The sequence below is a fragment of the Enterococcus sp. M190262 genome (assembly GCF_005843965.1).
In the GTDB taxonomy this organism is placed as follows: Bacteria; Bacillota; Bacilli; order Lactobacillales; family Enterococcaceae; genus Enterococcus_D; species Enterococcus_D gallinarum.
The window spans coordinates 3,079,110-3,101,405 of sequence record NZ_CP040461.1 but is presented as its reverse complement, the minus strand read 5'-3'; the positions used below and the strand labels follow the sequence as shown (position 1 = coordinate 3,101,405).

Annotated in this window: 21 protein-coding genes, 1 tRNA gene and 1 other annotated feature; of the genes, 15 read left to right on the top strand and 7 right to left on the bottom strand. The window is 40.3% G+C overall.

Annotated features, from left to right (window positions below; all coding sequences use genetic code 11):
- The first annotated feature begins 12 nt into the window (after positions 1 to 12).
- Positions 13 to 2,577, top strand: coding sequence for an HAD-IC family P-type ATPase (locus tag FE005_RS14655; RefSeq protein ID WP_081131640.1), 2,565 nt, complete (start codon positions 13 to 15; stop codon positions 2,575 to 2,577).
- 1 nt (position 2,578) lies between these two features.
- Here the strand turns inward: FE005_RS14655 and FE005_RS14650 are convergent, their stop codons facing one another.
- Together FE005_RS14650 and FE005_RS14645 are read right to left on the bottom strand one after the other, a co-directional pair.
- Complete coding sequence (locus tag FE005_RS14650; protein ID WP_103299652.1) at positions 2,579 to 4,033, bottom strand: helix-turn-helix domain-containing protein; 1,455 nt, start codon at positions 4,031 to 4,033, stop codon at positions 2,579 to 2,581.
- A 204-nt stretch (positions 4,034 to 4,237) separates the two neighbouring features.
- Entirely contained in the window at positions 4,238 to 5,110 is an 873-nt protein-coding gene (locus tag FE005_RS14645) for a helix-turn-helix domain-containing protein (RefSeq protein ID WP_138372070.1), read from the bottom strand.
- 270 nt (positions 5,111 to 5,380) lie between these two features.
- Between FE005_RS14645 and bsh the strand changes: the two genes are divergently transcribed.
- Positions 5,381 to 6,355 carry a choloylglycine hydrolase gene (gene bsh / locus FE005_RS14640; RefSeq protein WP_138372069.1) on the top strand — a complete coding sequence of 325 codons (975 nt, stop codon included), beginning with the start codon at positions 5,381 to 5,383 and terminating at the stop codon, positions 6,353 to 6,355.
- 395 nt (positions 6,356 to 6,750) lie between these two features.
- Here the strand turns inward: bsh and FE005_RS14635 are convergent, their stop codons facing one another.
- From FE005_RS14635 to FE005_RS14615, 4 genes are all read right to left on the bottom strand, one after another.
- The gene (locus tag FE005_RS14635; protein WP_113849561.1) at positions 6,751 to 7,227 is read right to left on the bottom strand and encodes a DUF3139 domain-containing protein; all 477 of its coding nucleotides are present in this window, start codon (positions 7,225 to 7,227) and stop codon (positions 6,751 to 6,753) included.
- 14 nt (positions 7,228 to 7,241) lie between these two features.
- Positions 7,242 to 7,730, bottom strand: coding sequence for a hypothetical protein (locus FE005_RS16875; protein WP_175413560.1), 489 nt, complete (start codon positions 7,728 to 7,730; stop codon positions 7,242 to 7,244).
- A 1,158-nt stretch (positions 7,731 to 8,888) separates the two neighbouring features.
- Positions 8,889 to 8,962 (bottom strand) — tRNA-Arg (locus FE005_RS14620).
- An 89-nt stretch (positions 8,963 to 9,051) separates the two neighbouring features.
- Entirely contained in the window at positions 9,052 to 9,747 is a 696-nt protein-coding gene (locus tag FE005_RS14615) for an O-methyltransferase (protein ID WP_138372067.1), read from the bottom strand.
- 619 nt (positions 9,748 to 10,366) lie between these two features.
- On the opposite strand from FE005_RS14615, the gene FE005_RS14610 reads away from it, so the two are divergent.
- From FE005_RS14610 to leuD, 4 genes are read left to right on the top strand one after another with little or no spacing between them, the layout of a single operon-like run.
- Positions 10,367 to 11,887: a 2-isopropylmalate synthase gene (locus FE005_RS14610; protein ID WP_005471121.1), complete on the top strand. Its 1,521-nt coding sequence runs from the start codon at positions 10,367 to 10,369 to the stop codon at positions 11,885 to 11,887.
- The gene (gene leuB, locus FE005_RS14605; protein ID WP_103299661.1) at positions 11,884 to 12,921 is read left to right on the top strand and encodes a 3-isopropylmalate dehydrogenase; all 1,038 of its coding nucleotides are present in this window, start codon (positions 11,884 to 11,886) and stop codon (positions 12,919 to 12,921) included. Before FE005_RS14610 ends, leuB begins: the two co-directional genes overlap by 4 nt.
- A complete protein-coding gene (gene leuC / locus FE005_RS14600; RefSeq protein ID WP_113849564.1) occupies positions 12,922 to 14,301 on the top strand; it encodes a 3-isopropylmalate dehydratase large subunit in 1,380 nt (459 codons plus the stop codon). It abuts the gene before it with no gap.
- On the top strand, positions 14,301 to 14,891 hold the full coding sequence (gene leuD / locus FE005_RS14595; RefSeq protein WP_138372066.1) for a 3-isopropylmalate dehydratase small subunit: 591 nt from the start codon (positions 14,301 to 14,303) through the stop codon (positions 14,889 to 14,891). The genes leuC and leuD overlap by 1 nt, the downstream gene beginning before the upstream one ends.
- 19 nt (positions 14,892 to 14,910) lie before the next feature.
- Here leuD and FE005_RS14590 read toward each other — a convergent pair whose 3' ends face one another.
- Positions 14,911 to 15,558 (bottom strand): uracil-DNA glycosylase, encoded by a 648-nt coding sequence (locus FE005_RS14590; RefSeq protein WP_003126176.1) that lies wholly within the window; start codon positions 15,556 to 15,558, stop codon positions 14,911 to 14,913.
- A 145-nt stretch (positions 15,559 to 15,703) separates the two neighbouring features.
- Positions 15,704 to 15,775 (top strand) — a sequence feature (ribosomal protein L21 leader region).
- A gap of 19 nt (positions 15,776 to 15,794) precedes the next feature.
- Here FE005_RS14590 and rplU point away from each other — a divergent pair.
- The 9 genes from rplU (at position 15,795) to FE005_RS14545 (ending at position 22,265) form a co-directional block, all read left to right on the top strand.
- Positions 15,795 to 16,103, top strand: coding sequence for a 50S ribosomal protein L21 (rplU, locus tag FE005_RS14585; protein WP_005225751.1), 309 nt, complete (start codon positions 15,795 to 15,797; stop codon positions 16,101 to 16,103).
- A 26-nt stretch (positions 16,104 to 16,129) separates the two neighbouring features.
- Positions 16,130 to 16,474 carry a ribosomal-processing cysteine protease Prp gene (locus FE005_RS14580; RefSeq protein ID WP_003126178.1) on the top strand — a complete coding sequence of 115 codons (345 nt, stop codon included), beginning with the start codon at positions 16,130 to 16,132 and terminating at the stop codon, positions 16,472 to 16,474.
- Between the two features lie 12 nt (positions 16,475 to 16,486).
- Complete coding sequence (rpmA, locus tag FE005_RS14575) at positions 16,487 to 16,780, top strand: 50S ribosomal protein L27 (RefSeq protein WP_003126181.1); 294 nt, start codon at positions 16,487 to 16,489, stop codon at positions 16,778 to 16,780.
- Positions 16,781 to 16,870: 90 nt separating this feature from the next.
- Positions 16,871 to 17,323, top strand: a complete 453-nt coding sequence (locus FE005_RS14570; RefSeq protein ID WP_003126182.1) for an N-acetyltransferase — start codon at positions 16,871 to 16,873, stop codon at positions 17,321 to 17,323.
- Positions 17,324 to 17,847: 524 nt separating this feature from the next.
- Positions 17,848 to 18,774, top strand: coding sequence for a phosphate/phosphite/phosphonate ABC transporter substrate-binding protein (locus tag FE005_RS14565; protein ID WP_003126183.1), 927 nt, complete (start codon positions 17,848 to 17,850; stop codon positions 18,772 to 18,774).
- Positions 18,775 to 18,855: 81 nt separating this feature from the next.
- Positions 18,856 to 19,644 (top strand): phosphonate ABC transporter ATP-binding protein, encoded by a 789-nt coding sequence (phnC, locus tag FE005_RS14560; protein ID WP_138372065.1) that lies wholly within the window; start codon positions 18,856 to 18,858, stop codon positions 19,642 to 19,644.
- Positions 19,641 to 20,423 (top strand): phosphonate ABC transporter, permease protein PhnE, encoded by a 783-nt coding sequence (phnE, locus tag FE005_RS14555; protein WP_081131634.1) that lies wholly within the window; start codon positions 19,641 to 19,643, stop codon positions 20,421 to 20,423. Before phnC ends, phnE (FE005_RS14555) begins: the two co-directional genes overlap by 4 nt.
- Positions 20,420 to 21,205: a phosphonate ABC transporter, permease protein PhnE gene (phnE, locus tag FE005_RS14550; protein ID WP_171917336.1), complete on the top strand. Its 786-nt coding sequence runs from the start codon at positions 20,420 to 20,422 to the stop codon at positions 21,203 to 21,205. The genes phnE (FE005_RS14555) and phnE (FE005_RS14550) overlap by 4 nt, the downstream gene beginning before the upstream one ends.
- A 151-nt stretch (positions 21,206 to 21,356) precedes the next feature.
- The gene (locus tag FE005_RS14545) at positions 21,357 to 22,265 is read left to right on the top strand and encodes a diacylglycerol kinase family protein (RefSeq protein WP_138372064.1); all 909 of its coding nucleotides are present in this window, start codon (positions 21,357 to 21,359) and stop codon (positions 22,263 to 22,265) included.
- The last annotated feature ends 31 nt before the right edge of the window (positions 22,266 to 22,296 follow it).

Genomic DNA, 22,296 nt, shown 5'->3' with positions numbered 1-22,296 from the left:
GGGGGAATGACAATGAAGTGGTATCAAATTTCAAAAGAACAATTGATGAAGCAGCTACAGTCCGATCGTCAGGGACTTTCAAATAAAGAACGTCAGGCACGGTTAGAAGCAGATGGTGCAAATCGCATTGCAGAAAAAGTTCAAATCAAAACTTGGCAAAAAATCGCAAAACATTTTACGGATCTGTTGATGATCGTGTTGATGGTTGCTGCAGCTTTAAAGGCTGTTACAGGTGATTATGTAGAAAGTGGCATCATTCTTCTAGTTGTTATCATCAACGGCATTGTGGGTTACTGGCAGGAACGAAAAGCGGAAGAATCTTTGGACGGCTTAAAACAAATGATGGGCCAAGAAGCCGTAGTCATTGTGGAAGGACTGCAGCAAACTGTTGCCGCAGAGTCGATCGTTCAAGGAGATTTAGTCTCATTGAAGGCGGGCGATGTCGTACCAGCGGATATGCGATTGATCGAAAATCATGGATTGGTCGTAGAAGAGTCGATCTTAACTGGAGAATCTGAGCCAGTCAAGAAAACAGAACACGTCATCACAGAAAACAGTATTATTGGAGATCAAAAGAACATGGTCTTCTCTGGTACACTTGTTCAAAGTGGGTCAGCTATCGGTGTGGTAGTAGCAACTGGCGACGAGACAGAAATCGGTAAGATCAATCAAGCTTTGCAGTCAGTGAAATCACAAGAGACACCGTTGGTAAAGAAAATGCATCAGTTGAACAAGCAGATTTTTCGCGGTATTGTCGCGCTGATTCTCTTCTTAATTTTCTTTACCGCATTCCGGTATGGTCTAGAACTAAACGTGTTGTTTTCCTCAGTGATCGCGTTAATCGTAGCAATGGTTCCGGAAGGATTACCAGCTGTTTTAACCATGATTTTGTCAATGGGTGTCAAAGAAATGGCAGATCAGCAAGCAATCATCAAGACGATGCCGTCGGTGGAAACGCTTGGTGCAATGACAGTCATTTGTTCGGACAAAACAGGAACGTTGACAAAAAATGAAATGACCGTTGTAGATACTGTCACTGTAACCGAAAAAGAGCAAGCGCTCATGTACGATATCATGGCAAATTGTCAAGATCTGAAACAAGATAGTTCTCAGCGGGCAGCAGATTTGCAAGGTAATCCTACTGAGCGGGCGCTGCTGCAGTTTGTGGAGACTCAGGAATTACCCTTGCAACAAGTTGCAGCAAAAATTCCTTTTAGCTCTACTTACAAGTACATGGCAACTTTGCATCCTTTGCAAGAGGATCAATCAATCTTATATGTAAAAGGCGCTCCAGAAGTTTTGCTAAATAAAAGTCAGCTATCAGAAGATCAAGTATCCTATTGGCAGCAAGCGGCTTCTGAGCTAGCACAGAAAGGACAGCGGGTCTTAGGGTTCGCATACAAGACAGTTCCAGCATCCAGTCAAGTTGCTCATGAAGAAGTCACTGATTTAGTCTTCATAGGTCTTGCAGGAATCATTGATCCGCCAAAAGACAGTGCAATCAAAGCAGTGAGAGAGTCCTTACAAGCGGGGATCAGAGTCAAAATGATCACAGGAGACCACAAAGAAACGGCGCAAGCCATCGGCGAGCAAGTCGGGTTGAAACATACGAAGAAAGTTCTTGAAGGATTAGATATCGACCAAATGACCGATGAGGAGTTGGCACAGCAAGTCAATCACGTGGATGTTTTTGCTCGGACGACGCCAGAGCACAAGCTACGAATTGTGACCGCTCTACAAAATAATGGTGAGATCGTAGGCATGACCGGAGACGGTGTCAATGATGCTCCCGCATTGAAAAAAGCAGATATCGGGATCGCTATGGGGATCAAAGGAAGTGAAGTAAGCAAGCAAGCAGCCGATATGGTTTTGGCAGATGATAACTTCCATACAATCGCGAATGCAGTCAAAGAAGGGCGACGGATCTTTGACAATCTGAAAAAAACTATCAACTTCTTTTTGCCAACAGCATTAGCGCAAGGATTGATTGTCATTTTTGCTCTCTTGTTAAATCGTCCATTACCTTTGACTCCAGTTCAGATCCTCTGGGTCAATATGGTAACAACAATTACATTGTCTTATGCACTAGGATTCGAAAAAGCGAGTAAAGATGTGATGGATCGGCCGCCACGTCCAGTCAATGAAGGAATTCTTTCCATGTACAGCATGTTCCGAATCGTCTATGTTTCTCTACTGATCATGATTCCTGCTTACTTTTTGTCCATGCAATTTGAAGGGCAAGCAGTCCAGCAAACGATTCTCCTGCAGAACATCGTATTAGGACAAGCAGTATACATGTTGAATTGTCGGGAGCTTTTAGAGCCAGCATTGAACAAGAGTATGTTCCAAAATCGGGCACTGTTCATTTCTCTAGGAATCTTGGTGATCTTGCAAGGAATGGTTCTGGTGTTGCCAGTTGCGCAGCAACTGATTGGGACAACTACATTGACGCTTGTACAGCATCTTAGTATCGCAGCAAATGGCTTCTTACTCTTTGCGGTGGTTGAAGTTGAAAAGCATCTAATGAAGCGGCGCGCCAATCGGCAAAATACAAAAACAACCAATGAACTAAGCTAAGTCATTGGTTGATCAGATAATATGTTTGGATGAGCTCAGTCAATTGATTGAGCTCATTTTTAGTTGGCAGCATTGAAAGATAGAAGACTGGTAATTTGGGATCATCCAAAGGGACGTTCGAAATAATGAAGTCGTCATTTCGAGTAGTCATCCCTGCGAATTCAGCTGGTTCGACTGGGACTAATTCGATCCTAGAACCCAAATAATCACTTATTTCCTGTTGCAAGAAAACTTTCCATGCTGGTTCTCCTTGAAAGAAGAAGAAAGCTCGGGTCGTTACTGGTCGTGCCTGAAGCACAGCTTGTTGTACGAGGAGTGAAGCCATATTCAAGATATACTTAGGTTCATCGGTTACAATGGCAAATTTTGGATCTAAGATAAATTTCCGTAATCGTTCAAAAATTGCTTGATAGTTGTGTTGACGAATGTGCATCATTTCTTGATACTCTAATTGAAATTGTTCAGACAGTTTTGCGGATTCATTGAATTTTAAGACCAAAAGCAGCAAATTGTCCGCTAACTGGGTTTCAGAAAGTAGGGGAATCGCCAATTCTTGCCCAAGTTCTTGAACAAATCGCTGGACGGATTGTTTGATTTCCTGATAGGCATCTAGTGTGACAGCAATTTTGCTTGTCCACTGATTGTTGTAATTCCAACTTTCCAGAAAACAATAGAAACTAAAGAAACACTCCTCCTGATTCAAATAGACGCCTTCTTTTTGATAAACTTGCTGGAGCGACTGCTGATATTGTAAAAAAAGCGGATCTAAAGGATCAAAAGCGAGTGCATTGACCCGACAATTGGCTTTGATTCGGATTGTATTGATGAAGAACCAGCAAGTGCCAAAAATTTCTTCAGAAAGAACGTCCAACTCTTGACGTTTCAGTGACTGTAAAAAGATAAGATAATGTGATTCATGAATAGCATAATCTTCAAAGAAATAATTATTGTGGGTAAAAGGCAGCAGCAGACGATGGAAGAAAACTCGAATGCTGATCTCACTACCTGACAGTTTGGCTTGCTTGGCGTTCAACTGAATTCGAATATTGTATGGTTTAATGCCACGGTTGATTTTTGTAACATGACGTTTCAATGTTTCAAAAGAGATACCACTGTCATGCAAGAAAGATTGTGTTGAGATTCCTTTTGCAAAGAATAACTGTTTGATCAACATAGCGCCAATTGAAAGCGGCAAGAAGCTTTCCCATAATTGATTGGTTAGTTGGGAATCTTTTTTAAGTAAAGAAAAGCCATTACTTGTCGCTTCGATTTCCCATCCGTCAGGCAATTGCTCTCGAATATACTGAATATCTGTAAAGACAGTCCGCTCTGTAGTTTGAATCGAAGCAGCCAATGCCTTTGCCGTAATCGTTTTGTGATTGGATAACTCTTCGAGAAGCAGGATCTGCCGTAATAAATCTTTTTCTGTAATGATACTTTTCATCATTGTATCCATAGAAAGCTTCCTCTCCGATTCAGAATAAGCTGATTGGTAAAAAGTTTTCTTTTATTTTACCTCGCATTGATTCAGAAATCTATTTCTTTTTCGTATAAGAAAAGGAGGGGAGCAGGATTTTTGCTTGGATCCTTCAAGCACAGTAGTATTCCATAAGGTCTTGTGGCATCTTGAATTCTACTGTAGCTCATTTATTAACTATTCTTATTCCGAAAACGACAAGTTTTGGGGTTCCGTTGGGTAGTACTGTTCACTATTAAATTCGGTTGTTTGAATATCATTGGGAACGATTTCTAAACAAAAATCATCAGCCCACAAAGTGCCTTTTCCCTGCAACAAAAACCCAAAATTTAAAACTTCAGCTTCCTGTGAGACATCTAAGACAGAAGAATAATAATTCCAATCATTTGTGCCTGTTACTGGACGATTCTGCATATTATCGAACGCTAATTGTTCAAAATTCTTGCCATCAATTCTCAACCAAATTCCTCCCCAACCTTCAATTGATTCTGATTTTAGGTATGCGCTTAATCGCACACGTTGATTAATGTAATTTTTTGCACTCACTTGTTGCATAACAGTTGCAAAATTCTCTGTGTATAAGCTCTCTGTTTGGCTCATTTTTACTGACTGATTTCCACTATGAAAAGTCATTTGATCAATTGTCACTTCATATTTGTCAAAATTATTTCCAGAAAGCAACCAGCCATTTATTTTTGTCTCACTCATTTTTTGATTCCCCCTAAAAAAATTTTTAAATTGGATTCTATATTGTCGAGGAGGGAGTTGATAATAGGACTTAAAAACTCTGGAAAACGCCTCTTGTGAGGAAAAACCGCTGATCAGAGCAATTTCGATAATCTTCAATTCGCTCTTCAAAAGTAGTAGGGAAGCATGGGCCATACGTCTTTTTTGAAGATATTTATATACTCCCATGCCCAGTTGTTTTTTAAATACACGCTGAAAATGAAATTCTGACATGCCGGCTTTTTTTGCAATTTCTTTTGAGGAGAGATCGCCAGTCAAATTATTTTCAATGTAGAGTAATGCCAGTTGAATGTCTTTTGTATAATCCATAAATCACCTCACTGCCTCCTTGTATGTAGAATACATCTTTTATTGGAAGGTTTTTTGATAATTAATGCTTTTTTACGATAGGTATGAAATCTAGTGTAACAACGATAAGTTTTATTGAAAAGTACGAATAGAGTACTTGTTAACGTTCATTTTCCTAGAGATGATTATAACCAATAAAAGAACTGAGTTCGAGACACAATCATTTCTTTTGAAAAAAAAGTGAAGAGGAGTAAAATATAAGTGAAAAAATGAACATTAGGAGGAAAAAATATGTGTACATCAATTACTTATTCAACGCGAGATCACTATTTTGGTAGAAACTTTGATTATGAGCTGTCTTATGAAGAAGTAGTCACGATTACTCCTAGGAACTATAAGCTGTCTTTTCGAAAAGTTGGTGAGTTATCACAGCATTATGCGATGATCGGGATTGCTGCTGGTATAGCGGATTATCCGCTGTATTATGATGCTACCAATGAAAAAGGTTTAAGTATGGCTGGGTTAAATTTTGCTGGTTTTGCAGATTACAAAGAACCGGTTGAGAATAAAGACAATGTCACACCATTTGAATTCATTCCCTGGATATTAGGGCAATGCAGCACAGTAGCTGAAGCAAAAGAATTGTTGAATAAAATCAATTTGGTTAATATCAATTTTAGCGAAAATCTTCCGCTATCGCCTTTACACTGGTTATTAGCGGATAAAGAATCTTCAATCGTTGTAGAAAGTATGAAAGACGGACTTCATATCTATGATAATCCTGTTGGTGTCCTAACGAACAATCCTTCTTTTGACTATCATTTGTTCAATTTAAATAACTATCGTTCTTTATCTAGTAAAACGCCAACCAATACCTTCTCAGATGCAATCGAATTGAATGAGTATAGTCGAGGAATGGGCGGAATTGGGTTGCCTGGGGATTTGTCCTCGATGTCTCGATTTGTGAAGGCTGCATTCACGAAACTGAATTCTGTATCTGGTGATTCAGAATCAGAAAGTATCAGCCAATTTTTCCATATTTTAGGGTCTGTCGAACAGCAAAAAGGATTATGTGATGTGGGAGACGGGAAATATGAATATACCATTTATTCTTCTTGCTGCAATATCGACAAAGGGATTTATTACTATCGGACCTATGAAAATAGTCAAATCGTCGCTGTAGATATGCATAAAGAAGACTTAGACAGTGAAAAACTGATTAGTTATCCGTTAGTTGAACAACAGCAAATACACGTTGCTAATTAATCGGTAAATAACTTTCAGAGAAGAACGGTAGCGTACGTATCGCTTGGATGAAGTGATCGAAAGAGAAGTTGGTTTTTATTGCTAAGAAATACGACAGAAGATGATTGATGACTAGCAGCAATGACCAACACCTTTAGATAATTGATTTATGAATCCATGTGTTACAGTTTTTTCGCGATAACTCGGACATTCGTGAGATGAAAAATAAAAGAACTTGCTAGTTTGATAAGATGCACTTTTTGGTTGAACAAAGAGTGCATCTTTGATTTATATTTGGCACAGATTGGGTACAAAGCAAAACAAAAACCGCTAAGATCAAGGGTCCTTAGCGGTAAAATAACGTTTTTTGAATATGGGTTCACCTAAGTAATTTCGATCAAGGAAGTTAATGAGTTTTATTCTTCTGGATAATCGAAAGGGATATCAGGATAGGCAAAATTTTCTTTGATTACTTTTTTACTGTTTATATAACCAGTTCCAGTGATCACGTAAGTAAATTCAACTTTTTTATCTGGGAGACGACACACAAAATTATAAATTAATTCACAATCTTCTACTTTCGGTAAATAGTTTTTAGGTAGGCAATCTCCATTATAAAATTTTCCATTTTTTTTAATTTCTTTTTTCCATTTTTCAAAATCTTTTTTAGTAGTGATTTTTTTTGAAAAATTTGTTTCCTGTTTGGTTGATTGTCGATAAGTATCTTTTACCAATAGGATTTCTTTTTTAGGAATTTTATCTATTCGGGCTATAAAGTCATCAATCTTTTTGTCAGATGTATATTCATGATATTTAAAATAACTGACATATAACAATAATCCAACTATTACAAAAAGAACAAATCCTATTAAAAAGAACCTGATTTTTTTCATAAATAAACACTCCTTCAATAGGTTCCAACTTTATAGGGTTTGTAGGAACTAGTAAATAAATTAGGCAAAGCACTCGGAGCAATGAAAGTAAGTCCTGAAGCAAAGCTTTGCATGACTGGAGCTGAACCACTACCATACCAAAAAGCATGAAAGACCAATTTTGAACAGTAAGTTGGATTCATAGACAACGTGTTAGGTCCAATGAAATAGTCATAGTAACGATTCTTTTTGTATCCACCAGATGAGTTCCAAAATGTTTTATCGGCATAATTTGCACACTGATTAGCCATTCCTTTATTAGGGATACGCCAGATTTGTATCCACTTATCTATATTTTTGCTAGGACTCACACCTTCTTGATCCTCATTTCCCCACAGCCAATTATGCTTTGAATATTGATGGTTATTATTTTTCATGACACCAGTAGGCCATTTGTTAATTACTCCTCCTCCAGACATCTCTAAGATATAGTTATCACTAGTGGCGATTGCTGCATGCCCCATACCACCACTGACAACAATAATATCTCCTTTACGAAGATCACGTTTGAAACGGTCTGCGTTTTGTTTTTGGGTTGCACATTTTTACCGTTGATTATTGCGAGGAGAATGTCCTTCTCCATCCGGGAAGGCACTGTAATTTAATATTTCTCCAAACCAGTTATCATAGGTTAATCCAGCGCCAACAACTTCTTTCATTCCTTCATAGGATGTTTTATTTACTTGATAATTCTCTTGAAAAGCTTCATAGGAGTATAATTCTCGATTAACTTTTCCTTCAGCGATCCCTTTTTCATATAATTCTTTGATTTTCGTTGCTTCTTGATCTGTTAGTTCTGGAGAATTTGTTTAATCAGAATCATATTTTACTTTGTTTTCGTCTTCCATATCCCAAAGAGATGTTCGAGCTTCTTGCTCTGATGAAGTGGCTGCAGTAGGTTCTGTTTCTTCTTCAAGTGAGTTTGTTAGTATTGGATCAGAAATATCAGTTGATGAAGCAGTTATGAAGGTGTTGCTTGTATCGGTGGTAGTAGTTGAACGCGTTGAGTGTTCTTCTGAATAAGCGTTTCCAATGAAGCTTAGGTCAATGAATAGCATAGAGAGAATGGAGAGGACGATAAATCATCTTTTCATTTAATTCACGCCGTTCTGTAGGTTTTTGAATTGTATATATATTATATCTAAGTGGAAATTAACATTAAAAATGTAAAAAAACAACTTACGCTTTTGTCACGTGCTTATTGAACAAGCGAAAAAGGTTTTTGCACTAAGACTTTTTTACTTAAAATCGAGGAGGAGATTTTTTCTTTAATGATGGTTAGTTTCAATAATGATGGTTAGTTTCAATTTTTTTTAACCTACAAGCTTAGTAGGATAGTGAATAAAAGATAGGCTACATGAGATGAGCGCTTCTCCTATAGATATTTTTAGCGTCACCTTAGCTCAGAAAAATTTATGATTTCACGTGACAAAAAAGTTCAAATTCTTGTCGCCCGATAAATACAAGATTTGACAAGCTTAATTTCGATAGATTCGTGTAATCTGTGTGCTTATAAAACTAGTATGACGTAAAAAGGTCCCGTGATGTCCATAAACGGTAAACAAAAACCGCTAGGAATTCATATTCCTAACGGTTTGTAAATAGAACGTATGATAATATAACGTCACAGGAGGGATTCGAACCCCCGACCGTCCGCTTAGAAGGCGGATGCTCTATCCAGCTGAGCTACTATGACAAGTCAGCAACAAATAACATTATAGAAAAAGGAGCGCCTAATGTCAATCGCTTTTCGCTATTTTTGCCAACTTTCTTTAAAATGACTCGTTACTCGCTGGTTGTAGCCACGTCCACATGATCTGCTTCTTTCGTAATAAGAATAACGCCATCTCCTAAGGGAATTAAGCTAGAAGTCAGTTGGGGATGATCCATCACTGTATTGAGGAAAAGGTTTAGTTTACGGTGGATGGCCCGTTGTCCTCGTGGAATGTCTTCTATAGGATCTAAAATCGTTCCTGCCTGAAAGACGTCATCGACCATTAACACGCCGCCTTTACGTAAAAGTCGTAAGCATTCCGGTAAAAATTCGATGTATTTAGACTTTGCACTATCCATGAAAATAAAATCGTAAGGGCCATCAAGTGTCGGCAAAACGTCTGCTGCCTGTCCCTCTAAAAGAGTGACTTTATCCTCAAGGCTCAATTGTTTGTAAGTTTCTCTGGCTTTTTTGATCATGACATCATAGCGATCGATGGTAGTTACGTGACCATCACCTACATACTGTGCCATCAAACTTGAAGAAAAGCCGATTGCTGTACCGATTTCTAATATTTGCTTGGGCTTCATTTGTCCTAATAAAAATTGCAGGAACACCACTGTCTCATGCGGAATAATAGGAACTTCTTTTTCATGAGCTGCCTGTTCGATTTGACCTAATTTCCCAGTTAATTGCTTTTGTTTTTCCCGCATAAACGCCACTAGTTCTTTTTTTACTACTGGACGATGCATCATTTCGTTACGCATCCTGATCCTCCTAAATAATTTCTGTTACTTATTATACGGATAACTCTCTTTGAGTTCAATCCTTTCTACTTGGGAAAAGAACAGATCTTTTGCTCAGTAAGACAAAAAAACCAGTCGAATGACTGGTAGGGGAGAAAGGTTGAAAAATTAATTTTTGGTATACAATGATACTAACAGAGCAATGTTTAAATTGTGTTAAGAGTCTGTGAAGATATAACCAGTATTTGCTGAAAAAAATCTGTTTTAAAGGGACGTATTTCAAAATAATTTCTTACTTCTAAGAGATATGAAGAGAGAAAAGGACACTTTTATTTCTTTTTCTCTAATATTATCTATCTAAATATTCAGAAAATTCAATTAAAAGCATTGACAGATGCAGTGTCTTTCGGTATCTTCTTATATAAGGTAACGAGAAGCAGAAAGTGATAGGTGAATAAAATGAATAGAAATAGGCCGATGAACACTAGCAACTTATTATTACCGTGAGGACTCTTTTTTGTATTTCATGATCTGATGACGTGAAACAGAGGAGTCCTATTCGCATTGCATAAAGGGAAGACCTTTATGGAGTGCTTTTTTTATACCCTAAAAGAACAAATGAGCCAGAGGAGGAATCAGTTTGAGACAGATCCAGTTTTTTGACACCACCCTTCGAGATGGAGAACAGACTCCAGGAGTGAATTTCAATACGAAAGAAAAGGTACAGCTTGCTTTACAGCTGGAAAAATGGGGAATTGATACAATTGAGGCAGGTTTTCCAATTGCTTCGGAAGGAGACTTTGCAGCGGTTCAAGCAATCGCAACTGCTGTATCCACGATGACAGTGGCAGGTCTGGCACGCTGTCAAATTAAAGATATTGATCGCGCTTATGAGGCATTAAAGCAAGCAGTAAGTCCCCAGATCCATGTGTTTTTGGCAACCAGTGAAGTCCATCGCCGTTATAAATTAGCCATGACTAAAGAAGAAGTAATCCGAGCAATCAAAGAACATGTTACCTATGCTAGAACCTTATTTGACAAGGTTCAATTTTCTCCAGAAGATGCGACCCGCACAGAAAAAGATTTTCTGTTAGAAGCGGTCCAAACAGCGATCGATGCCGGGGCGACCATCATCAACATTCCAGATACCGTTGGCTATAGTAATCCCACTGCCTATGGCGAATTATTTGCCTATTTGATTGCCAATACCAAAAGCAAGGAACCGATTATGTTTTCCTCCCACTGTCACGATGATCTGGGAATGGCAACGGCGAATGCTCTGGCAGCTATTGAGAACGGAGCCACTCGTGTGGAAGGAACGATCAATGGCATTGGTGAACGGGCCGGAAACACGGCGTTGGAAGAGGTGGCATTAGCATTGCATGTGCGTCAAGATTTCTATGACTGCACAACGAATATTCAGTTAGGCGAAACCAAACGAACCAGTGACCTAGTCGCTCGACTATCAGGGATCGCTGTTCCTAAGAATAAAGCGATCGTTGGAGGAAACGCCTATGCACATGAATCGGGCATCCATCAAGACGGCGTCTTGAAGAATCCTGAGACATACGAGATCATTACGCCGCAATTAGTCGGTGTTCAAACAAATTCGCTACCGCTGGGAAAATTATCTGGTCGGCATGCGTTTATAGAAAAGATGAATCAATTAGGCTATCAGTTTGACTCTGAGGAAACAAATGCATTGTTTAAACGATTCAAAGAACTGGCAGACAAAAAGAAACAAGTAACGGAGCAGGATTTGCTGGCGTTAGCAGCGGATCAAGGTCGCACGCAAACAGAGGGCGTTGAATTAGAGGCTGTTCAGCTACAATATGTCTCCAATGGTCATCAAGGTGCCGTGGTATCGATCACAAAAGATCATCAATCTTATGTTGCCTCAGCAATTGGCGCTGGGAGCATTCAAGCAATCTATAATTCGATCGACCAGATTTTTGATCAGCAACCGCGACTGCTAAATTATGAAATCACGGCTCTTACGAGTGGAGAAGATGCGCAAGCAGAAGTGCATGTAGCTATCGAATGCGCAGAGACAAACCGACAAATCAGTGGGATCGGTGTTGATTTTGATGTGCTGCAAGCTTCTGCAAAAGCCTATGTACAAGCCAGCGCTGCTTTGAAGAATCGAGGCGAGAATAAATGAAAAAAATCGTCGTTCTTGCTGGTGATGGCATCGGACCGGAGATCATGACCAGTGCATTGCAAATTGTAAAGGCGTGTTTGCCAAGCAACCCGTATTTCTCTTTTGAGTCTTATGCATTTGGCGGACAAGCCATTGAGCAGTATGGCACACCACTGCCAAAAAAAACATTGCAAGCTTGTCAGCAAGCGGATGCCATTTTGCTCGGAGCCATTGGAGATCCCAAGTGGGAAAATGCAGCTTATACACCGGAAAAAGGTTTATTGGACTTGCGGCGCGCGCTTGATCTTTATGCCAACATTCGCCCCATCAAAGTAACGGATGCTTTTTTACCCTTTTCTCCTTTGAAAGAGCAGATCGTTAAAGGAACCGATCTGGTACTGGTAAGAGAATTGACGAGCGGCATCTATTTTGGAGAAAAAAAGCTATCGGCAACAGAGGCTTCGGATCTGAATTATTACCATAGGGAAGAGATTCGCCGTATCTTACGAAAGGCGTTTCAGATCGCACGAACTAGACAACGGCGAGTAGTGTCCGTGGACAAGGCCAATGTTTTGGCAACAAGCAAATTATGGCGAAAGGTGGCGAATGAAGTAGCGCAAGAATTTCCCGATTGTCAGTTAACACACCAATATGTTGATTCTGCCGCTATGAAGATCTTGCAACAGCCAACTGCATTCGATGTGATTGTGACTGAAAATCTTTTTGGCGATATTCTCAGCGATGAGGCGTCAGTCCTACCAGGATCATTAGGTGTTTTGGCTAGTGCAAGTCATAGTCTTTCTGGGGTTTCACTGTATGAACCGATTCACGGTTCAGCACCGGATATTGCCGGCAAAGATATTGCTAATCCCATTTCAATGATTCTGTCTGTGGGGATGATGCTAACTTCTTTTGGGATGAAATCAATTGCTGATCAGATGGAGCAGGCGTGCTATCAAGTGATGGAAGATGGGGTCGTGACTTGTGATCTTGGAGGGAATACTACTACAACAGAATTTACGGATGCGGTAATCAAAAAATTAGGGGGCTACTGAATGGGGAAAACATTATTTGACAAACTCTGGGAACGTCATGTAGTGCTGGAAGAAGGTGAGGCACAGCTGTTATATATCGATCTGCATCTGATCCATGAAGTGACTTCTCCTCAAGCTTTTGAAGGACTGAGGCAAGCTGGCCGGCGTGTTCGTTGCCCTGAAAAGACCTTTGCAACGATGGACCACAATATCCCGACTAAAGATATTTTTACGATCACGGATTTGGTTGCAAAGAAACAGATTGATACACTGCGCAACAACTGCCAAGCATTTGGGATACAGTTATGTGACAATGGCTCAGCCCGACAAGGAATCGTACACATGGTTGGCCCGGAAACCGGTCTGACACAACCGGGGAAGACGATCGTTTGTGGAGACTCACATACAGCCACACATGGCGCGTTTGGAGCTATCGCTTTTGGTATTGGCACAAGTGAGGTGGAGCATGTTTTTGCAACTCAAACGATTTGGCAAACGAAACCAAAACGTATGGGGATTGAGATCAAGGGAACTTTGCAACCAGGCGTCTACGCTAAAGATATCATTCTTGCCCTGATCGCCACTCACGGTACGGATTTTGGAGTAGGTCATGCCATTGAATTTTATGGAGAAACAATCCGGAATCTGTCAATGGAGGAGCGCATGACGATTTGTAATATGTCGATTGAAGGTGGGGCGAAGATAGGGCTGATTGCCCCTGATGAAACAACCTTTGCTTATGTCGCGGGTCGGGAATATGCACCCAAAGAGCTCGCTGACGCAATTGCAGACTGGCAAACGCTAAAAACCGACGAAGATGCTGTTTTTGATACCCAACTGACACTTGATGCCTCTCAGCTGGAACCTTATATTACGTGGGGAACCAATCCTGAGATGGGAGTGCCTATCAGTGGAGTCTTTCCTGAAATTCGTGACCATAATGATGAACAAGCTTATCAATATATGGCATTGCACCCTGGACAGCGAGCCGAAGATATTCCAATTGAATATATTTTTATCGGTTCCTGCACAAATGGTCGACTCTCTGACTTGCAAGAAGCCGCAACTATTTTGGAAGGAAAAAAAATCAAAGATGGGGTCACTGGCATCGTGGTTCCAGGATCACGTCCAGTTAGAAAAGCGGCAGAAAAACTGGGGTTAGATCAGATCTTTAAAGATGCAGGTTTCGAATGGCGAGAGCCTGGTTGTTCCATGTGCCTAGGCATGAATCCAGATAAAGTACCAGCGGGCGTCCATTGTGCTTCTACATCAAATCGGAACTTCGTTGGACGTCAAGGTAAGAATGCCCGTACCCATTTATGCAGTCCAGCAATGGCTGCGGCTGCCGCTGTTTATGGCCGCTTTGTAGATGTTCGAGAAATCGTCGGGAGGAAAAATTAATGGAAGCCTTCACTTACTATCAAGGGAAAACGATCCCATTAATGAATGATAATATTGATACGGATCAAATTTTACCGAAAAATTATTTAAAACGGGTTGAAAAGACAGGATTTGGTCAATACCTTTTTGATGACTGGCGCTATTTACCAAATCGCCGTTCAAATCCTGAATTTATTTTGAACTTTCCAGAATACAAAGAAGCATCTATCCTCATTTCTGGAGATAATTTTGGTTCTGGTTCTTCGCGTGAACATGCGGCTTGGGCGCTGATGGACTACGGCTTTCGTGCAGTGATTGCCGGCAGTTTTAGCGATATTTTTTATATGAATGCAACGAAAAACGGCTTGCTGCCTATCGTTTTATCGCTTTCTGCTCGTCAAGTATTGGCAGCATTGGCTCCTGATGAGAGGATCGCTATTGATCTTCCCAAACAGCAAGTAACTGTCAAACAAACGGTCTATCCTTTTGAGATCGATGCAACATGGAAGCATAAACTGGTCAATGGATTAGATGAGATTGGCATCACGTTGCAAGAAGAAGAAAAAATCACTGCTTATGAAAAAACAATCCCTCATTATCGCCGCAACTAAAAGACAGAATTGCGAGATGTTAGTGCAAGCCATGCTCTCTGATGCGATTCAAGCCAGACCAATCTTGATGGATCCGCTCAGCCAATGTTCGATTATAAAAAATGGCAGCGGGATGATACATTGGAACAATCAGGTATTGTTTGTCAGACCACGTATAACCATTTTTTTCAGCATTCAACTGTTGGATCGCACTTCTGATTGGCTGCCCATGAACATTTGTAATGGAATAGCGATTGCCTAATAATCTTTGTAACCCGATGTTTCCAACCGTAGCAATCAAAGGCGGATCCACCTTTTGGATTTCGTAATCCAATAAAGGCGCATGCAACAAGACTTCTTTTTTTGTTGGCGTTCGATTGGGGTGCACTACTTCATGTGCGCCACTTCGTTTGTTGATTCGTTCTTTGATCGAATAGGGACGGCTCCGTACTGCACTCGTGATATATACCTCTTCACGTGTCAGTCCGACTAACGCCAAAGAGGCCATCAGTTCTTTGCCCGCTTGGCCACTGAAAGGAATAAAATTCTCGATTTCGGTCCGTCCAGGTGCTTCACCAACGATCATTAATTTGGGATGAAGCGGTCCTTGACCAGGAACAAAACCTTCAAGCTGATAGGCTTTTGATTGTTCAATGATTGGCTCAGCTAGTTTTTTTGGGTAGTTCATTTTAACACCTCATTTGTTTCTTTCTTCTATAGTAAAACAACTTACTTAAAAAAAATAGTAAAGCGGCATGACGAAAATAAATCATTATTTTTCATTGACTTTACGGAAACATTTTGATAAAGTTAATCTGTTGTAATTGTGGACTCCACAGCTACAACCGCACAGAACAAGTTATTAAGTACGAAAGTCACTTGGGATGGCGAGTCTAAGTATAATAGAAGGAGGTGCTTTAGAGCATGTACGCAATTATCAAAACTGGTGGTAAACAAGTAAAAGTTGAAGTGGGTCAAGCAATCTATGTTGAAAAATTAGATGTAGAAGCTGGACAAAAAGTTACTTTTGATGAAGTGATCTTAGTAGGTGGCGAATCAACAAAAGTAGGTGCCCCAATCGTTGCTGGTGCAACTGTTGAAGGAACTGTAGAAAAACACGGCAAACAAAAGAAAGTCGTAACTTTCAAATACAAACCTAAAAAACATTCACACCGCAAACAAGGTCACCGTCAACCTTACACAAAAGTTGTTATTGACGCAATCAATGCATAATTCTTACGAAAAGTAGGGTAACGAATATGATCAAAGGGACATTCAAGCGTAATGACTCTGGTCGGATTGTTTCTTTTGAACTTACCGGTCACGCGCAAGCAGGAGAATATGGCAAAGACATCGTCTGCGCAGCTGCTTCAGCATTAGCGATCAGTGCGGTAAATGGGATCGATGCTTTGGCTGGTGTAACACCAATCGTTGAAGCGAACAATGAAGAAGGTGGCTACCTTCTTGTTAAACTTGTTCCTCGTTTGACCCAAGAGCAGTCGAATATCTCTCAGATTCTTTTAGAGAATCTATTGATTGGTCTGCAATCTGTTCAAGAAGAATACAGCGATTATATCCAAATCAAAACAATCAAAGAAAACTAGGAGGTGCATCTCATGTTGATGAAAATGAATTTGCAATTCTTCGCTCACAAAAAAGGGGGCGGTTCTACTTCTAACGGACGCGACTCTCAATCAAAACGTTTAGGTGCTAAACGTGCTGATGGTCAAACTGTTTCAGGTGGATCAATCCTTTATCGCCAACGCGGTACTAAAATTTACCCAGGAGTAAACGTAGGTATCGGTGGAGATGATACATTATTTGCAAAAGTTGACGGTGTTGTTCGTTTCGAACGTAAAGGCCGCGACAAAAAGCAAGTTTCTGTATACCCAGTAGCGCAAGAAGCTTAATAATACAGTTAGATGATTTACTATATCCTTAGTAAGTCATCTTTTTTTATTCGGTTTGTTTGAAAGCGATTTAATTAGAGGAGGTCTGAAATGATCCGGTTAAAACCAATCACAAAAGAGAATTATCGTGGTTGTATTGAACTAAAAACAACCAAAGAACAAGAAAAATTTGTTGCGCCTAATTGGTATTCTTTGCTGGAAGCTGTATATGAAGAAGCTCGGCAGGCTTTTGCGATTTATCATCAAGAAGAAATGATCGGTTTCTTATTGTTTAGTTATTACGAAGCGGATGAAGATTATGCAAAAGAATCATGGTGGATCGAGCGTTTTATGATTGATCATCGCTTTCAGCAAAAAGGATATGGATCACAGGCAATGGAAGCAGCGATTGAATGGTTCCGGCAGGCGATCCAAGCAAAAGAACTACGAATTTCTTCCGTTAAAGAAAATACGATCGCTAAACAAATGTACGAAGGTTTTGGATTTGTTGCAACTGGAGAGTTTGTAAATGATGAGACCGTGTTGTTGAAAGAATGGAGATAATCTAGTTGAAAATAAACTCATGGTGGTGTTGGATGTGAGGAGCCGACAGCCATGAGTTTTTTTGCACTTGAAAGACTGCTGTTGTAAGTCCGGGGAAGAATAGGCGATCATCTTTTCGATCTGTCTCTTCAAACTTTTGTTTTGGTAATCTTGGTCAAACTAGTTACCGGTAGATGTGAAGAGAGAAATGTAGCCTCAAAAGTAGAGAATTTCCTGATTGATGACATGTCCAATAGATCACAACTATCTTCGAGAGGATTAACAGAAACTTTACGTGTTGTAAATACAAACAATAAATTGCTTTGGTACTCTTTTTAAAGTAGAGCAAAGCAATTGACAGACTGTGAAATACTCTTTGATTGAGAAAAGGCACACAAGTTAATGTTCGTGATTAGATTGATTTTACTAAAAAAATATCCATTTATAGCGAAAAATAGTTGTAATTAAATGTACGTTTTTCTATAATCAAAAAGGTAAAGTTCGTTAATTGGTTGTTCTGATTTTTAACACAAAGGAGAAGAAGAATGAAGCTTTGGAAAAAGGTAGGAATCGTTGGATTAGGGTTAGCAACTGGATTGGCATTAGCAGCTTGCGGAGCGGGAGAATCTAGTTCGAGTGCAGAGGAACAATATGTTCCAGAAAAGTTGACAGTTCAATTTGTGCCCTCGCAAGCAGCAGAAACGTTAGAGGCTAAAGCGAAACCGCTTGAAAAGCTGCTAAGTGATAAATTAGGAATTCCAGTTACCGTAAGTGTTTCAACAGATTACAATACGATCGTCGAAGCAATGGCTTCTAAGCAAGTGGATGTAGGCTTTTTGCCTCCAAATGCTTATGTTTTGGCTCATGAACAAAGCAATGTAAAAGTATTACTGCAGGCACAGCGATATGGAATCAAGCAGCCTGGTGGTGAAGCGACAGATGAATTGGTGGATAGCTATCGATCAATGGTTGTGGTCAAGAGCGGCAGCGATATCAAGGAATTAGCTGATTTGAAAGGGAAAACGATCGCTACACAAGATGTAACCTCTTCGGCTGGGTATGTTTGGCCAGTTGCGGAACTTCAAAAAGAAGGGATAGACATCAATAAGGATGTAACGACAGTTCAAGTCAAAGGTCATGACCAAGCAGTTTTGGCTGTCTTAAACGGAGATGTAGATGCGGCTTTCGTTTTTGAAGATGCGCGAAATACAGTGAAGAAAGATTATCCTAAAATCATGAATGACGTGGAACCTATGTATTTCACAGAACCAATCCCGAATGACACCATTAGTGTTCGCAGTGATATGAGTGAGGAATGGGACAAAAAAATCCAAGATGCCTTTATCGAAATTGGTAAAGATGAAGAAGGTCATCAAATCATTTCAGATATCTACTCTCATGAAGGCTATGTAGTCTCCCAAGACAGTAATTTTGATATCGTTCGTGAATATGCAGAACAAGTAGGACAATAAGCGGCAGAGAAAGGGTATCGTATCAGCAGATACCCTTTTCAATTTTATAAAAGTAGTTTAATGAGAGAAAGTAGGAGAACCATGGCGTTAGCAAATAAAAAGATCATTTCGTTTATAAATGTGACAAAAGAATATCCAAACGGTGTGCTGGGGTTAAAAGATTTGAATATTGACATCGATCAAGGGGAGTTTGTGATCGTTGTTGGGTTGTCTGGTGCGGGGAAATCAACCATGCTGCGTTCCATCAACCGCTTGCACGAAATCACCAGTGGCGAAATTTTGATCGATAATCGCTCCATTACAAAAGCAAAGGGCAAAGAATTACGTTTGATTCGCCGAGACATTGGCATGATTTTCCAAAGCTTCAATTTGGTAAAACGTTCGAGTGTCTTAAGGAATGTTCTCACTGGAAGAGTCGCTTATCACCCCACTCTTCAGATGCTTTTGGGATTGTTTCCGCAAGCGGATAAGGAACTAGCTTATCAATCGCTACAAAGAGTGAATCTAGCCGAAAAAGTTTATTCAAGAGCCGATCAATTGTCTGGTGGGCAGCAACAACGGGTCTCGATTGCACGGGCATTGACTCAGGAACCAAAAATCATTTTAGCGGATGAGCCGGTAGCTTCTCTGGATCCTATGACAACGGAGAAGGTCATGAGTGATTTAAAGCGGATCAATCAAGAGTTAGGTATTACGATCGTTGTCAATTTGCATTCCGTGCAATTAGCGCGAGAGTATGGTACACGGATCATTGGGTTACGTGATGGTTGCCTTGTTTTTGATGGACCAGTTAGCGAAGCCACTGACCGAAAATTAAAAGAAATCTACGGCAGTGAGATTATCGAAGAGCAAGGAGGCACAGAAAAATGACCACTCAATTGTTGCCTAAACGAAGCGGACTATGGAAGAATATTCTTTGGTTGGTGCTTTTTTTGCTCGTTTTGATTTTGAGTGGATCGATTACGGGAGTCGATCTTCGCCGTTTTTTTGAAAATGCGGATCAAATGAACGTGATACTGATAAAAATGCTGCGACCAGATTGGTCGTATAGTACGATCATTGTGGAGCCTCTTCTTCAAACCATTCAAATGGCAATTGTCGGAACAACGTTTGGGGCGCTCATTGCTTTGCCTTTTTCTTTGCTGGCAGCCAGAAATATCCTAACAATTCCTTGGCTATCGGGGATTTTTCGCTTTCTTTTGAATATCGTGCGAACGATTCCTGATTTGATGTTGGCGGCGCTGTTCGTAGCAGTTGTCGGTATTGGTCCGGTAGCTGGTGTGATTTCAATTTCCATCTTTTCTTTTGGGATGATCACGAAATTATTTTATGAGTCGATCGAAACAATTGATGCGGGACCGATCGAGGCTGTTACCGCTTCAGGGGGATCAAAACTGGCGATTATCCGTTACGCAGTACTTCCGCAGGTAACGAGTCATTTTTTAAGTTATCTTTTGTACGCCTTTGAGATCAATGTTCGCGCCTCAACGATCTTAGGGTATATCGGCGCGGGAGGAATCGGTGTCTTTTTGCAACGATCATTGAGTCAATTTCGCTACGACCAAACGGCAATTATCGTTTTGGCGATTTTTATCGTTGTTCTTCTTATAGATACCATCAGTAATAGAGTAAGGGAGCGATTGCTATGATGTTGCCAACGGAACCCCAGAAAAAAAGAAAATGGCTTTTCGTGCTCGTTCTGGTTGCTATTTATATTTGGGCATTTGCAGGAATCCCCTTAGCTGCTATCAAAGAAAACGTTGGTCAAATCTTAGGGGCAATTTTCTACGGATTGATCCATCCAGATTGGAGTTATGTCTATACCGGGGATGGCGAAGATTTGTTCAGTTTAATGATTGAAACGGTAGCCATCGCTTTTGTTGGTACATTTATTTCTTCTTTATTAAGTATTCCTTTTGCGTTTTGGGCAGCTCGAAGCAAAAATACACCTAGATTCTTGTCGAGCACAGGAAAAGTCGTCTTAACAGCGATTCGCACGTTTCCTGAGATTGTTCTAGCCATCATGTTTATTAAAACTGTTGGTCCAGGATCTTTTGCGGGCGTTTTAGCCGTCAGTGTCCATTCCATAGGTATGTTGGCCAAGTTATATAGTGAAGCGATCGAAAATATGGATCAGGGACCTTCTGAATCTGTTGTGAGTGCTGGCGGAAATCGCTGGGCGGTTTTAGGATTTGCGACTTTACCGCAGTTGATTCCAGAATTTTTGTCGTTTACTTTATATCGTTTTGAATTAGCTGTTCGCTCTGCATCGATTCTGGGAATAGTGGGAGCAGGAGGGATTGGTACACCGATGATTTTTGCTATCAATGCACGATCTTGGAGTCGTGTGGGCATCATTTTGCTTGGTATTATTTTGACAGTTACCTGTATTGATTTTATTTCGGGGCGTTTACGCAAACGATTGGTCTAAGAATAAGAAATACGGCAATTACACACAGCCCTATTCGATTCAATTGGAGATTCGGTCAGAGTTATTCGCGGTGGTTTGCAAAAAAGACAAATCTGGTGGCTCTTTGTTATACTAAAATGTGAAACGAAGTAGCATTAAGGAGGCAGAGGAGATGAAAGCACTATTGATCGTCAATCCTAGTTCAGGAGGCGAAAAAGCTGCAGAATACGAGGAATTAGCAACAAAAAAATTGCAGGAACTATTTGATGAAGTGGCTGTTGCACACACAGAAAAAGCAGGTGATGCCGAGCGGTTCGCATCTGAAGCTGTCGGCTCCGTGGATAGCGTGTTTGCAATGGGAGGTGATGGTACAGTTAATGAGGCGATCAGCGGAATTGCTAGTCATGAGGAGCGTCCGCGTTTTGGCTTTTTCCCTCTAGGTACAGTCAATGATTTGGCTCGTGCATTGGCCATTCCTCTTGATCCTGAAGAAGCAATCGAATCATTTTCGTTGAATCATTCTCGCAAAATCGATATTGGGAAAATCAATGACGATTATTTCATGAATGTAGTGGCGATCGGCATCATTCCAGCAGCTATCAACAATGTTGAAGTTGAAGAAAAAACGAAACTTGGAAAAATGGCTTATTTCCTTTCCGGGTTACGGGAAGTACGCAAAAATGAAAGCCATCAATTTGAAATTATCACTAGTGGTCAGGAAGCAACAGAAACCAAAATTGAAAGCAGCACACTGATCGTAGGATCGTCGAATACGATCGGTGGTTTTGAATCGCTGTTACCAGAAGCGAGTACGAATGATGGGAAATTGCATCTTATCTACATTAAAGACAGCAATCTTTGGGAAACCATCAAGAGTATTCCCGAACTGCTAAAAGGAGTGACGGAATCCAACGAATCCCTTGGATATCTAACGTTTGAAAAAGCGCAGATCAAACTACTGGATGATACAACGATCGAAACCAATGTCGATGGAGACCCTGGTCCAAGTCTGCCGGTTGAGATCCAAGTATTACCACAACATATTCCTGTGTTTTGCGGGCAAGAAAAAAATCAAGCATAAGCTAGTGGGTAAAGATGATCCTTGTTTTTAG